The sequence below is a fragment of the Pseudomonas viridiflava genome (assembly GCF_900184295.1).
GTDB lineage: Bacteria > Pseudomonadota > Gammaproteobacteria > Pseudomonadales > Pseudomonadaceae > Aquipseudomonas > Aquipseudomonas viridiflava.
Genome location: NZ_LT855380.1, coordinates 4,701,873 through 4,714,944, shown reverse-complemented (window position 1 = coordinate 4,714,944; position 13,072 = coordinate 4,701,873). Strand labels below are relative to the sequence as shown.

The 13,072-nt window shown below is 59.9% G+C and carries 11 protein-coding genes; 2 read left to right on the top strand and 9 right to left on the bottom strand.

The genetic code is table 11. The annotated features are described in order from the left end of the window. Positions 1-31 precede the first annotated feature (31 nt). The 3 genes from CFBP1590_RS21210 to CFBP1590_RS21200 are packed head-to-tail and all read right to left on the bottom strand — an operon-like array spanning position 32 to position 2,465. Positions 32-481 (bottom strand): DNA polymerase III subunit chi, encoded by a 450-nt coding sequence (locus CFBP1590_RS21210; protein WP_088235861.1) that lies wholly within the window; start codon positions 479-481, stop codon positions 32-34. Positions 482-488: 7 nt separating this feature from the next. Further along, positions 489-917: a DNA polymerase III subunit chi gene (locus CFBP1590_RS21205; RefSeq protein WP_088235860.1), complete on the bottom strand. Its 429-nt coding sequence runs from the start codon at positions 915-917 to the stop codon at positions 489-491. 57 nt (positions 918-974) lie between these two features. After that, the gene (locus CFBP1590_RS21200; RefSeq protein ID WP_029241861.1) at positions 975-2,465 is read right to left on the bottom strand and encodes a leucyl aminopeptidase; all 1,491 of its coding nucleotides are present in this window, start codon (positions 2,463-2,465) and stop codon (positions 975-977) included. 318 nt (positions 2,466-2,783) lie between these two features. On the opposite strand from CFBP1590_RS21200, the gene lptF reads away from it, so the two are divergent. Together lptF and lptG are read left to right on the top strand one after the other, a co-directional pair. Continuing rightward, positions 2,784-3,905 carry an LPS export ABC transporter permease LptF gene (gene lptF / locus CFBP1590_RS21195; protein ID WP_029241862.1) on the top strand — a complete coding sequence of 374 codons (1,122 nt, stop codon included), beginning with the start codon at positions 2,784-2,786 and terminating at the stop codon, positions 3,903-3,905. Next, positions 3,898-4,959, top strand: coding sequence for an LPS export ABC transporter permease LptG (gene lptG, locus CFBP1590_RS21190; protein WP_058432817.1), 1,062 nt, complete (start codon positions 3,898-3,900; stop codon positions 4,957-4,959). The genes lptF and lptG overlap by 8 nt, the downstream gene beginning before the upstream one ends. 57 nt (positions 4,960-5,016) lie before the next feature. Here lptG and CFBP1590_RS21185 read toward each other — a convergent pair whose 3' ends face one another. The 6 genes from CFBP1590_RS21185 to CFBP1590_RS21160 all read right to left on the bottom strand — a co-directional run bounded on the left by CFBP1590_RS21185 (position 5,017) and on the right by CFBP1590_RS21160 (position 13,067). Further along, on the bottom strand, positions 5,017-5,502 hold the full coding sequence (locus CFBP1590_RS21185) for an RDD family protein (protein ID WP_004887992.1): 486 nt from the start codon (positions 5,500-5,502) through the stop codon (positions 5,017-5,019). A gap of 85 nt (positions 5,503-5,587) precedes the next feature. Then, the gene (locus CFBP1590_RS21180) at positions 5,588-5,800 is read right to left on the bottom strand and encodes a cold-shock protein (protein ID WP_004887993.1); all 213 of its coding nucleotides are present in this window, start codon (positions 5,798-5,800) and stop codon (positions 5,588-5,590) included. 393 nt (positions 5,801-6,193) lie between these two features. Next, the gene (gene gcvT, locus CFBP1590_RS21175) at positions 6,194-7,318 is read right to left on the bottom strand and encodes a glycine cleavage system aminomethyltransferase GcvT (protein WP_088235859.1); all 1,125 of its coding nucleotides are present in this window, start codon (positions 7,316-7,318) and stop codon (positions 6,194-6,196) included. 74 nt (positions 7,319-7,392) lie between these two features. After that, positions 7,393-10,257, bottom strand: a complete 2,865-nt coding sequence (gcvP, locus tag CFBP1590_RS21170) for an aminomethyl-transferring glycine dehydrogenase (RefSeq protein WP_088235858.1) — start codon at positions 10,255-10,257, stop codon at positions 7,393-7,395. A 10-nt stretch (positions 10,258-10,267) separates the two neighbouring features. Beyond that, entirely contained in the window at positions 10,268-10,651 is a 384-nt protein-coding gene (gene gcvH / locus CFBP1590_RS21165) for a glycine cleavage system protein GcvH (protein ID WP_004887998.1), read from the bottom strand. 298 nt (positions 10,652-10,949) lie between these two features. Further along, the gene (locus CFBP1590_RS21160) at positions 10,950-13,067 is read right to left on the bottom strand and encodes an EAL domain-containing response regulator (RefSeq protein ID WP_069143734.1); all 2,118 of its coding nucleotides are present in this window, start codon (positions 13,065-13,067) and stop codon (positions 10,950-10,952) included. Positions 13,068-13,072: the final 5 nt, after the last annotated feature.

Here is a 13,072-nt window from a genome sequence, read left to right as displayed (position 1 = left end):
ATGAGCCCGAGCTATACATCGAGCGCCCACCTTACTTCTGCTGCTGCGCCAGCAACCGCTCCAGTCTCGCCTCAAGCCGACGTTTGATCTCGGTCTCGATATGCGGCGCGAAGTCGTCGATCACGTCCTGCAGGATCAACTGGGCAGCAGAACGAAGCTCGGCATCCAGATGCAGCAGGGCGTCCGGGTTGGGCAATGACTCGACTGGTGGAGGTGCCTGAAGCAGTGGCGCGACAGGTTGTTCTGCAACCACGGGCTTATCCGCAGTCAGCGTCGGAATGTGCGCTTCGTCGACATCGTCGTCGTCATGCGAACTCGAATTTCTGTTTCCGACCACGTCGAACAATAAGGGAATCTGTCCTTCGCGGTGGACGGTATCGGTCAGCAGCGGTGGCTGCAGGGAGTCGTCGCCGAGCAGTTGACGGATAGACTCGAGGTCGTCCAGCAAGTGCGCGGATTCAGCTTTTTTTGAAGTGTCCATCGTGTCCTCAAAGACGCTGCAGTCGGTGATCCTGCGGAGGATAGCCCTGTTCGCGGTAAGAACGGAAACTCTCACGTGCGGCAAGACGTATGGCCGGGTCTTCGACAACCACTTCTGCCACACGGGCGAAGCGTTTGAAGAAGGACGGAATGCGCAGGTCCAGATTGATCAGCAGGTCGTCATGTGTACCAGCGTCATCGCCCAGGCCCATGACAACGGGTGCATCGTGGTCGCTCTCGGCATCGCCATGGGGCAGAAAGACTTCGCCCCGGAAACGCCAGAGGCGGGCATCGAGGTCTGCACGTTGCGCCGCATCGCTGCAGTGCAGGTAGACCTTGTGGCCCAGGCGCCAGGCTTTTTCGGTGAGCTTGCAGGCGAAATCCAGACGAGCTGCCGGATCCGGGCTGGGAAGAATGTAGAAATCGACTTGGGTCATGTCTGTTCCGCAAGGTGCGGCGTATCGATCAGTGATCGATACGCCGCAGCGCTTTGCTTAAGCCCCGACGCGGTCGAGCAGGTACTGGGTCAGCAAGGGAACAGGACGGCCGGTGGCGCCTTTTTCCTTGCCGCCGCTCAGCCATGCCGTGCCGGCGATGTCCAGGTGAGCCCAGTCATACGCCTTGGTGAAGCGTGACAGGAAGCAGGCTGCAGTGATGGTGCCGCCTTTCGGGCCGCCGATATTGGCGATGTCGGCGAACGGGCTGTCCAGTTGCTCCTGATACTCGTCGAACAACGGCAATTGCCAGGCGCGATCGTCAGCCAGTTTGCCCGCGTCGAGCAGTTGATTGATCAGCGCGTCGTTGTTGCCCAGCAGACCGGAGGTGTGGCCACCCAGTGCAACCACGCAGGCGCCGGTCAGGGTCGCGATGTCGATCACGGCCTGCGGCTTGAAGCGTTCGGCATAGGTCAGCGCGTCGCACAGCACCAGACGGCCTTCGGCGTCAGTGTTGAGGATTTCGACAGTCTGGCCGCTCATGGTGGTCACGATGTCGCCCGGGCGGGTCGCCGTGCCGCTCGGCATGTTCTCGGCGCAGGCCAGGATGCAGACCAGATTGATCGGCAGCTTCAGTTCCAGCACGGCGCGCAGGGTGCCGAACACGCTGGCGGCGCCACACATGTCGAACTTCATCTCGTCCATGCCGGCCGCCGGCTTGATGCTGATGCCGCCGGTGTCGAAGGTGATGCCTTTACCGACCAGCACGAACGGCTTGTCGCTTTTCTTGCCGCCCTGATAGTTCATGACGATCAGGCGTGGTGGCTGGGCGCTGCCCTGCGCCACGGCCAGGAACGAGCCCATGCCCAGTTCGGCGAGTTTCTTCTCGTCGTGGACTTCCACTTTCAGATTCTTGTGTGCCTTGCCCAGCGCCTTGGCTTCTTCGCCCAGGTAGGTCGGATGGCAGATGTTCGGTGGCAGGTTGCCCAGATCGCGGGTCAGGGCCATGCCAGTGGCGATTGCCTGAGCGTGGGTGGCGGCGCGCTCGACATCGGCGACGCTGACCTTGGCGGTCAGCAGGGTGATTTTCTTCAGCGCGCGGACTTCGGCTTTCTGGGTCTTGAAGCGGTCGAATACGTATTCGCCGTCAGCCAGGGCCTCGACCAGCAGGCGAGCCTTGCCGTAGGTGTCGCGATTCTTGACCGACAGATCGTCCAGAACCAGCGTCGCATCGGTGCCGCCCAGACCCTTGAGGGTCGAAAGCACGCCACTCACGATTTTCTTGAGCTGGCGATCGGACAGTTCGGCTTCTTTACCGACGCCGACCAGCAGCACGCGTTCGGCTTTCAGGTTCGGCAGGTTGTGCAGCAGCAGGCTCTGGCCGACCTTGCCTGCCAGATCGCCGCGTTTGAGAACGGCTGCGATGGCACCGCCGCTGAGGGTATCGATGTTCTGTGCGGCATTGCCCAGCACACGGTTCTCACTCACGGTGACAACCAGCGTTGCGGTCTTCAAGGTTTCTGGGCTTACGCTTTTAACAACCAATTCCATGTGGGGTCCCCGGCTGAGCGATGAGATTCGCTATACGAATAAGGTACGCGGCATGACGGCGGTCTTTTCAAGGACAATGCCTGCGACAAGTCTCGCAGTTTGACCCCGGCGCATGACTGCTGACAACCCCGTAAGGCTGCTTGTCGACTGTGTCTGTACGAACTATCCCGAGTGCGCAGTGACAGAAACGTACATTCACAGGATAATGCCGCATATTTTTGGGTGGCCCGTGTTTATGCGGGCGTGAATATCCGGTTGCCGTGGCTCACAATTTTCCTTGTTTGGCTGCCTGAGCCTGACAACTCTGGAGTGTCTGGTTTGATTGTCTTTCGTTATCTGTCCCGAGAAGTGTTGGTTACCCTGAGCGCAGTCAGTGCTGTGCTGTTGGTCATCATCATGAGCGGACGCTTCATCAAATACCTGGCCCAGGCCGCCTCTGGCGCACTGGATCCGAGTGTGCTGTTCATGATCATGGGCTTCCGCCTGCCAGGGTTCCTGCAGCTGATTCTGCCTCTGGGGCTGTTTCTCGGCATCCTGCTGGCCTATGGTCGTCTGTATCTGGAAAGCGAGATGACGGTGCTTGCCGCCACCGGCATGAGTCAGCAGCGTCTGCTGGCTATCACCATGGCCCCGGCTGCGCTGGTGGCACTTCTGGTGGCCTGGCTGAGTTTCAGCCTTGCACCCCAGGGGGCTACGCAGTTCTCGCTGCTCATCAACAAGCAGGACGCCATGACCGAGTTCGATACGCTGGTGCCGGGCCGTTTTCAGGCGCTGCGTGACGGTACGCGTATCACCTACACCCAGGAAATGACGGAAGACCGCACCACGCTGAGCGGGGTCTTCATCTCCGAAAAACGGATGTCCACGGACAAGAGCAAAGACCGTGGCATTACGGTTCTGGTGGCCGAGAAGGGACGTCAGGAAGTACGGCCCGACGGCAGTCGCTTCCTGATTCTGGAAAACGGCTACCGTTACGACGGTAATCCGGGCCAGGCCGATTATCGTGCCATCAAGTACGACACTTACGGCGCACAGCTGCCCAAGCCGGATATCAGTAACGATGTCAGTGATCGTGAAGCGATTCCCAGCGGCGAACTTTTCGGCAATGACACGCCACGATATGTCGCCGAGCTGCAGTGGCGCATCTCTCTGCCGATTCTGGTCTTCATCGTGACCCTGATGGCTGTGCCGCTGGCTCGGGTGAACCCGCGTCAGGGCCGTTATCTGAAATTGTTGCCCGCCATTCTGCTTTACATGTCGTACCTGACCATCCTCATCGCAGTCCGCGGTGCGCTGGAGAAGGGCAAGCTGCCGCTGGCGCTTGGCATGTGGTGGGTCCACGGTCTGTTCCTGCTGATCGGTCTGGGGTTGTTCTATTGGGAGCCGATGAGGCTGAAGATGGCGAGTCGCCGTAGCGTTGCGGAGGTGGCTCGTGGTTAAGCTCGATCGGTACATCGGTAAAAGCGTTTTCATGGCGATCCTCGCGGTACTGGGGATCATTCTGGGACTCGCTTCGCTGTTCGCGTTCATCGACGAAATGGGCGATATCTCGGACAGCTATACGCTGATGGATGCCAGCAGCTTCGTGTTGCTGACCGCGCCACGACGTGTCTACGACATGCTGCCGATGGCAGCACTGATCGGCTGTCTGATTGGTCTGGGCAGTCTGGCCAGCAGCAGCGAGCTGACCATCATGCGGGCGGCAGGTGTTTCCATCGGCCGCATCGTCTGGGCCGTCATGAAACCCATGTTGTTCCTGATGGTGGCCGGTGTACTGGTGGGCGAATACGTTGCGCCTTACGCCGAGAATCAGGCTCAGGCCAATCGCTCGCTGGCGCAGGGCACCGGCGATTCACAGAGCGCCAAGCACGGCCTGTGGCATCGTCAGGGTGACGAGTTCATCCACATCAACACGGTCCAGCCCAATGGGTTGATGTACGGTGTGACGCGCTACCGTTTCGACGACCAGCGTCACATGCTGACCGCGAGCTTCGCCCGTCAGGCTAATTTCAAGACGGACTACTGGGAGCTGAGCGACGTCGCTACCACGTACTTCCGTGAAGGCAAGACCGAGGTCGTCAATACGCCGATCGAGCGCTGGGACGTTTCCCTGAGCCCGCAGTTGCTGAGCACCGTGGTCATGCCGCCGGAGTCGTTGTCGATCACCGGTCTGTGGAGCTATTCGCACTATCTGGCTGATCAGGGCCTGAGCAACGGCCGTTACTGGCTGGCGTTCTGGACCAAGGTCTTGCAGCCGTTCGTGACCGTGGCGCTGGTGCTGATGGCGATCTCGTTCATCTTCGGTCCGCTGCGTTCGGTCACGCTCGGTCAGCGTGTGTTCACGGGTGTGCTGGTGGGCTTCACGTTCCGCATCGTGCAGGACCTGCTGGGGCCGTCCAGTCTGGTGTTCGGCTTCCCGCCATTCCTGGCGGTGCTGGTTCCGGCAACGGCCTGTGCCATCGCCGGTCTGTGGTTGCTGCGCCGCGCCGGTTGACGAGCCGCTGCATCGAAAAAGCCGACGCGATGTCGGCTTTTTTGTGGGCGACTGTTTTTACGTGCGTCTGGGGATTCGCACCAGCCGGGTGCCGGAGAAGCGGTCATGCCAGGTCAGACGCTGTTTGTCATACAGGCTCCAGATGAAACCGAGCCCGACGCACAGCCAGGACACAATCGCGCTGAAAAAGCGCAGCAACGCCTGCATCAGGGAAATGGCTGTGCCGTCAGCGTTCTGTACGCGTATGCCCCACACCTGCATGCCGAGGGTCTGACCCGCGTACGTCCAGAACTTCGCGAAAAAGGCGAACGTTACCACCAGCAGAAGTGACGAAAGTAGCGGATCGCCATCCAGTGCGCCAGACTCGGACAGTTCGCGCAGGCGTGCTTCGCCGATAAAGGCCATCTGCGACAGCTTGTAGAGGAATGTTGTAATAAGTTGCAGTGCGAGGATGAGCAGTGCGTCGTAGCTGATGGCAGCCAGACGGCGGGGGAGGCTTGCAGGCGGGAAATCGCCCTGTGGCCGGAGTACGTGTCGGGGCATCTGGCGGCTCTCGATCACGATGATTGTCGCGACTTGACCTGCAAAAAAGCCTCTGACATTGCTGCCAGAGGCTTTCGGGTTTCGCTTAGCCTTCGGCTTGGACTTCGTCAGCCTGCATGCCTTTTTGGCCTTGCACTGCGATGAAGGTGACTTTCTGGCCTTCTTTCAGGCTCTTGAAGCCGTTACCCTGAATAGCGCGGAAATGCACGAACAGATCCGCACCGCTTTCTGGAGTGATAAAACCAAAACCCTTCTCGTCGTTGAACCACTTGACGGTACCGCTCTGACGTTCAGCCATTTTCTTATTTCCTTGACGCTTGAATTGATGACAGTCCCTTTCAGATGAAAGAGTACTGGGGCTGGTTGCAGGAAGTAAGAAGCGTAGAGCGGGTGTAGCAAACCTAAAGCTACTGCCCAGGTCCCGATTCAGCGACCTATGCAAACACAGTTCAGAAACTCTACGCCAAGTCTCGTTACAAAAACAAGCCCCCGCTTGACACCCTGTTTGCAGGGGGTTGAAGCCTGCAGGGCACTGTTTCCCTGAATCAGTGCAGTAAATGTTTTGCAGCGTTTTTCTGCACTTCGTCGGTGCATTTCCGAGCCATCCAGACAGTCGTGCGCACCCCCGAAAGAGGGTGCGTAAACAGTGCCTGATACACTTTTTATAGTGGCTGTCTTTTGACGCCTGCATTTAGCCGCGGAAGTAACGCTGTGCAACAAAAGGCATTTTTGCGACGAGCATCGGAATCTTCTTGCCGCGCACCATCGCCCAAACAGGGGTGTCCAGGGCGGTGTATCGGCTGTCGAGATAGGCCATGGCCAACGGACCGCCCAGGCTTGGGCCGAAACCACCACTGCAGACTGTACCGATCACGGTGTCCTCTGCATCGACAATGTGTGTGCCTTCGCGCACCGGCGTGCGTTCCTGTGGCACCAGGCCGACACGTTTTTTGTCTACCCCGGCCTGCTGTTGGGCGAAAATCTGCTCGGCGCCCGGGAAACCACCAGCGCGTGGGCCGTCAGCACGGCGGACCTTGGAAATGGCCCACAGCAGACTGGCCTCAATGGGTGATGTGTCGGTGTTCATGTCGTGCCCGTAGAGGCACAGACCGGCTTCCAGACGCAGCGAGTCGCGCGCGCCGAGGCCGATGGGGGCAACCTCGGGTTCTTCCAGAAGGCGGCGGGCCAAGGCTTCAGCCTTGTCGGAAGGCACCGAGATTTCATAACCGTCTTCGCCGGTATAACCCGAGCGACTGACGTAGCACGTCACACCCATCAACTTGACGGTGGCGAACTGCATGAAGGTCATGGTCGCCACTTCAGGGGCCAGTCGTGCCAATACCGTCACCGCCGCAGGGCCTTGCAGGGCGAGCAGGGCGCGTTCCTCGAACAGGGGTTCGATCTTGCAGTGACCGGCCAGATGTTTGCACAGATGAGCGAGGTCCTGATCCTTGCAGGCGGCGTTGACCACCAGCATCAGCTGTTCGTTGCCCAGGTTGGCGACCATCAGGTCATCAAGAATGCCACCGGTTTCGTTGGTGAACATTGCGTAGCGCTGCATGCCGACCGGCAGGTCGACGATGTCCACGGGGACGAGGGTTTCCAGCGCCTTGGCGGCATCGGCACCTGTTAGGCGAATCTGTCCCATGTGCGATACATCGAACAGACCGGCCTGAGCGCGGGTGTGCAAGTGTTCCTTCATGACGCCTGCCGGGTATTGCACAGGCATGTCGTAACCGGCGAACGGCACCATCTTTGCGCCCAGTTCTCGGTGCAAAGCGTGCAGCGGAGTAGTCAGCAGGGATTCTGTGGACATGTTCGATTCCTTGTAGAACGGGCCGTGCGGGACAACACTGCCCGTCAGTGCGGGCAGTGTGTGGGCATGAGTGATCAGGCTTCCTGATAACTCTCGATGGACGGGCAGGCGCAGACCAGATTGCGGTCACCGAACACGTTGTCCACGCGGCCGACCGGTGGCCAGTACTTGTTCTCGATCAGCGAGGCAACCGGGTACACCGCCTGTTCGCGGCTGTAGGGATGCGTCCACTGACCGACGATTTCGGCGGCGGTGTGCGGGGCGTTCTTCAGCGGGTTATCGTCCTTGTCCAGCGTGCCGTTTTCCACTGCGCGGATTTCTTCGCGGATCTTGATCATGGCGTCGCAGAAGCGGTCCAGCTCTTCGCGGGATTCGCTTTCGGTCGGCTCGATCATCAACGTGCCGGCCACCGGGAACGACATGGTCGGCGCGTGGAAGCCGAAGTCGATCAGGCGCTTGGCGACGTCATCGACGCTGATGCCGCTGCTGTCCTTGATAGGACGCAGGTCCAGGATGCACTCGTGCGCGACCAGACCGTTGCTGCCGGTGTAAAGCACCGGGTAATGATCTTCCAGACGGCGGGAAATGTAGTTGGCGTTGAGGATCGCCAGTTGCGAGGCGCGCTTGAGGCCTTCGCCGCCCATCATGCGGATGTACATCCAGGTGATCGGCAGGATGCTGGCGCTGCCGAACGGCGCTGCGCAGACCGCGCCTTCCTTGCGTTCCATGCGAGCGTGGCCCGGCATGAAAGGCGCGAGGTGGGATTTCACGCCGATCGGGCCGACGCCAGGACCGCCGCCGCCGTGCGGGATGCAGAAGGTCTTGTGCAGGTTCAGGTGCGAGACGTCACCGCCGAACTTGCCCGGAGCGCAGAGGCCGACCATGGCGTTCATGTTGGCGCCGTCGATATACACCTGGCCGCCATTGTCATGAACGATGCTGCAGATTTCGCGAATGCCTTCCTCGAACACGCCGTGGGTGGACGGGTAGGTGATCATCAGCGCGGCCAACTGGTCGCGGTGTTGCAGGGCTTTGGCGCGCAGGTCTTCGATGTCCACGTTGCCGCGTGCATCGCAAGCCGTCACCACCACGCGCATGCCTGCCATGTTGGCGGTGGCAGGGTTGGTGCCGTGAGCCGAGGACGGGATCAGGCAGATGTCGCGGTGTTCATCGCCGCGGCTCTGGTGATAGGCGCGAATCGCCAGCAGCCCGGCGTATTCGCCCTGCGAACCGGCATTGGGCTGCAGCGAAATGGCGTCGTAGCCGGTCGCCGCGCAGAGCATGGCTTCCAGTTCGTCGGTCAGTTGCTGATACCCCGCGCTCTGTTCGGCAGGTGCGAACGGGTGCAGGTTGCCGAACTCGGCCCAGGTGACCGGGATCATTTCGCTGGCGGCGTTGAGTTTCATGGTGCACGAGCCCAGCGGGATCATGGTGCGGTCCAGCGCCAGGTCCTTGTCGGCCAGTTTGCGCAAGTAGCGCATCAGCTCGGTTTCCGAGTGATAACGGTTGAACACCGGGTGGCTGAGGATCGCCGATTGACGTGTCAGCGCAGCAGGCAGGCGCGGCTGGACATTGGCCGACAGCTCGGCGAAGTCCGGCACGCTCTGGCCGTCAGTTGCGAAAATCGACCACAGCGTTTCAACGGCGGATGGCGAGGTGGTTTCGTCGAACGACAGACCCAGGTGTGAATCGGTGATTTCGCGCAGATTGATGTGCTGGGAACGGGCCGCAGTGTGCAGGGCAGCGGTTTTGCTACCGGTCTGCACCGTCAGGCTGTCGAAAAAGTATTCCTGCTCGATCGTGTAGCCCAGCTGTTTCAGGCCGTTGGCGAAAATTGCGGTCAGGTGATGCACACGGTTGGCGATCTGCGTCAGGCCGCGCGGTCCGTGGTAAACGGCGTACATGCTGGCGATATTGGCCAGCAGCACTTGCGCAGTGCAGATGTTGCTGGTGGCTTTCTCGCGGCGGATATGTTGCTCGCGGGTCTGCATGGCCAGACGCAGGGCCTGCTTGCCATGACGGTCCACCGACACGCCGACCAGACGGCCCGGCATGTCACGCTTGAAGGCATCGCGGGTCGAAAAGTAGGCGGCATGCGGACCGCCGAAGCCCAGCGGCACGCCGAAGCGTTGGGCGGTACCGATGGCCACGTCTGCGCCGAACTCGCCCGGAGGCGTCAGCAAGGTCAGGGCCAGCAGGTCAGCGGCGACGGCGACCAGCGCATTGGCGGCGTGGAAGCGCTCGACCAGCTCACGGTAGTCGAACACGTCACCATTGCTGGCCGGGTATTGCAGCAGAGCGCCGAAATAGTCGCTCACGTCACCCAGTTCCGCTTCATCCGCCACGACAACAGTGATGCCCAGCGGCTCTGCACGGGTGCGCAGCACGTCGAGGGTCTGCGGATGGCAATGGCTGGAAGCGAAGAATTGCTGGCTGCCCTTGTTCTTGCTCAGGCGTTTGCAGAAGGTCATGGCTTCGGCAGCAGCGGTGGCTTCGTCCAGCAGCGAGGCGTTGGCAATTGGCAGGCCGGTGAGGTCGCTGATCAGGGTCTGGAAATTGAGCAGCGACTCCAGACGACCCTGGGAGATTTCCGGCTGATACGGCGTGTAGGCGGTGTACCACGCCGGGTTTTCCAGCAGGTTGCGCAGGATTGGCGCGGGCGTGTGGGTGTTGTAGTAACCCTGACCGATGTAGGTCTTGAACAGCTGGTTCTTGCTGGCGATGGCCTTGATTGAGGCCAGTGCGTCGGCTTCGCTTTGCCCGGCTGGCAGGTTAAGGACGCTGGTGCCCTTGATGCTCTCGGGGATCACGCTTTCGCTCAGCGCTTCGATGGAATCGAAACCCAGGGTTTGCAGCATGGCTTGCTCGTCGTCGGCGCGCGGGCCTATGTGGCGAGCGATGAATTCGTTGGCGGTGCTCAGTTGAATGCGGTCAGTCATGGCTCGCTCCTCAGGCTTCGGCGTTGGCTTTGATCAGGCGGTCGTAGGCGTCCTGATTCAGCAGGCCGTGGATGGCGTTGGCGTCTTGCGGAATGAAGCGGAAGAACCAGCCGGCGCCGAGGGCGTCTTCGTTGACCAGTTCAGGTGTGGCGTCGAGGGCCGAATTGACATCGACCACTTCACCGTCCAGCGGCATGTTGATGCTGCTTGCGGCTTTTACCGACTCCACGACCGACACTTCGGCGTGTTGAGTGTAGGCCTGCAGTTCCGGGAGCTGTACGAATACCACATCCCCTAGCGATTCCTGTGCATAGGGTGTGATACCGACCGTGACACTGCCATCGTCTTCGGCGCGCAGCCATTCGTGATCGACAGTGAAGCGCAACTCGCTCATAAAAACTCCTAGGGACAGATTCTCGCGCTGGGCGCGACGTTATCCCTGAAGCAAAGCAATATCGTTGCCACTTTGTATTTGTCTTTTTGAATCAATGGTTTAGGCGTTTTATGATCGTCTTTGAAATCAGCAGGTGTAGCGAAATCGCTACAGTCACTGTGTTCCAGAAAAATCCCTGCCGATCAAGGCCCTGATAGCACAGGGTCAGCCCATTCTGGAATGAAATCATTACAATGGAATGATTTCATTACGAAAGATGCCTGCATGACGGTTGTCCTCTGCAACAGTCGATTTTCCGTTATGCAGGGACACCCTGACTCGACCGCAAATAGAGTTCGAGTTCGTCCAGTGGCAACGGTTTGCTGACCAGATAGCCTTGAATCTGATCGCAGTGGTTCTCGGTCAGGAAGGCTCGTTGCTCGGGCGTTTCAACACCTTCTGCAATAACCTTCAGGTCCAGACTGTGCGCCAACTCGATGATGGCCCGGGCAATGGCGGCGTCCTGCGGGTTGCTGGTCACTTCACGGATGAAGGCAATATCGATTTTCAGCTTGTCGATGGGGAACCGGCGCAGGTAAGCCAGGCTCGAGTAGCCTGTGCCGAAGTCATCGATGGAAATTCTTACGCCCATGTTCTTGAGGGTTTGCAAGGTCGTGATGGTGTGCGAGGTATTCTCCATCAGCGAACTTTCCGTCAGCTCGACCTCCAGCCACTTTGGATCGACCTTATGCCGTTCAAGGGCCTTACCGATGTCGGCAATCAGGCCGCTGCCCTCGATCTGCTGACCTGAGACGTTGACCGCCACCTGAAACGAGCCCAGTCCTGAACGTTGCCACAGGGCAATCTGGGCGCAGACGCTGTCGATCATCCAACTGCCGACCTCGCTGATCAGGGCCAGGCTTTCCAGCACCGGGACAAACACAGCGGGCGATATCCTGGGTTGATCCGGGCGCGGCCAGCGCAGCAGGGCTTCAAGTCCGCAGATGCTGCCGTCTTCCAGGCTGACCTTCGGCTGGTAGGCGATTTCGAAAGCGCGTTGCTGGACGGCCTCGCGCAGTGCGTTTTCAAGGTCCAGACGCTCCGAGACTTCGGTGTTCATCTGGGCGGTGTAGAACCGATAGCCATCCACCCCTTTCTTCTTGGCGTTGTTCATGGCCGTGTAAGCGTGGCGCACCAGTTCACGGGCGTCCTCGCCGTCCTCGGGGAACAGCGCGACGCCGATACTGGCGGTCATGACCACCCGCTGGTCTTCGATCTGGAAGGGTGTGCGCAAGGTGGTGCGGATGCGCTCCAGTATCTGGTGAGTATCGGCCTGACCTTCGCGGATCATCAGAATCAGCGCGAACTCGTCGCCGTCCACCCGGCCGAGCGTGTCACTGGCATTCAGGCACCGCGCCAGACGTTTGCTGACTTCGAGCAGGGTCTGATCACCGAGCACGTGGCCCCAGGTTTCGTTGATGTTCTTGAAGCCGTCCAGGTTGACGGTCATCACCGCCAGCTTCCAGCGACTGACGGCGGCCTGGGTCAGACCCATCTGCAGGCTGGTGTAAAACAGGTCGCGGTTGGGCAGGCCGGTCAGGCTGTCGTAGTGAGCCATTTTCAGCAGACGCTGGTCGGATTCCTTGCGCCGGGTGATGTCGTGCACGATGCCGACGATGATCCAGTCGTTGCCCGCCTGATAGGCCTGGCGATGGATTTCCACTGACACATCCCGACCGCTCTTGTCGCGGATCATGGTTTCCAGTGGTTCGCTCGGGCCATTGCCGGCAATGATCTGGTCGTAGACCACTTCCAGCTGTTCCATGGAGCTGTCGCCCAGTTCCGCAGGCGTTTTGCGCTGTAACTCGTCTGCGGTGTACCCCAGCAACTGGCAGGCCCGCCGGTTGAATTCGATCAGGCTCATGGTGTTGCGGTTGATGAGGAAAATCGCATCGTCCGAGGCGTCCATCACCGAGCGAAAGCGCTCCAGGTCAATGGTCCGTTGCTGCAGCTGATCCTCGAGGATCAGATTGTGGTCTTTCATGTAGTCGCCGAACGATTTGAGCCGCAGCAGGTTGCGTACCCGCAGCCACAGCTCGGCACTGTCCACCGGTTTGTTGAGGTATTCCTCGGCGCCCGCTTCCAGCCCGGAAATGCGTGCGCTGCGCTCGTCGAGTGCCGACAGCATGATGATCGGGATATTGGACGTGGTCTTCCCGGACTTGAGCCGACTGGCCACTTCGTAGCCGTCCATGCCCGGCATCATGATGTCCAGCAGGATCAGGTCAGGCGCATGCTTCTCGACCATCTCCAGCGCCTGTTCGCCAGATTCCGCCGTCTGCGTCCGATACTGCTGATTCTGCAGGAGCACTTCGAGCAGATCGCGTACATGGACGTCGTCATCGACGATCAATATCGTTGCGTTGGTTTCGGGCATGACGA

Excerpts from the sequence above, each read along its gene's own strand:
- gcvH (WP_004887998.1), bottom strand. The coding sequence starts at position 10,651 with ATGAGCGAGTTGCGCTTCACTGTCGATCACGAATGGCTGCGCGCCGAA.
- CFBP1590_RS21210 (WP_088235861.1), bottom strand. The coding sequence starts at position 481 with ATGGACACTTCAAAAAAAGCTGAATCCGCGCACTTGCTGGACGACCTC.
- CFBP1590_RS21185 (WP_004887992.1), bottom strand. The coding sequence starts at position 5,502 with ATGCCCCGACACGTACTCCGGCCACAGGGCGATTTCCCGCCTGCAAGC.
- gcvP (WP_088235858.1), bottom strand. The coding sequence starts at position 10,257 with ATGACTGACCGCATTCAACTGAGCACCGCCAACGAATTCATCGCTCGC.
- CFBP1590_RS21205 (WP_088235860.1), bottom strand. The coding sequence starts at position 917 with ATGACCCAAGTCGATTTCTACATTCTTCCCAGCCCGGATCCGGCAGCT.
- CFBP1590_RS21200 (WP_029241861.1), bottom strand. The coding sequence starts at position 2,465 with ATGGAATTGGTTGTTAAAAGCGTAAGCCCAGAAACCTTGAAGACCGCA.
- gcvT (WP_088235859.1), bottom strand. The coding sequence starts at position 7,318 with ATGTCCACAGAATCCCTGCTGACTACTCCGCTGCACGCTTTGCACCGA.
- CFBP1590_RS21160 (WP_069143734.1), bottom strand. The coding sequence starts at position 13,067 with ATGCCCGAAACCAACGCAACGATATTGATCGTCGATGACGACGTCCAT.
- CFBP1590_RS21180 (WP_004887993.1), bottom strand. The coding sequence starts at position 5,800 with ATGGCTGAACGTCAGAGCGGTACCGTCAAGTGGTTCAACGACGAGAAG.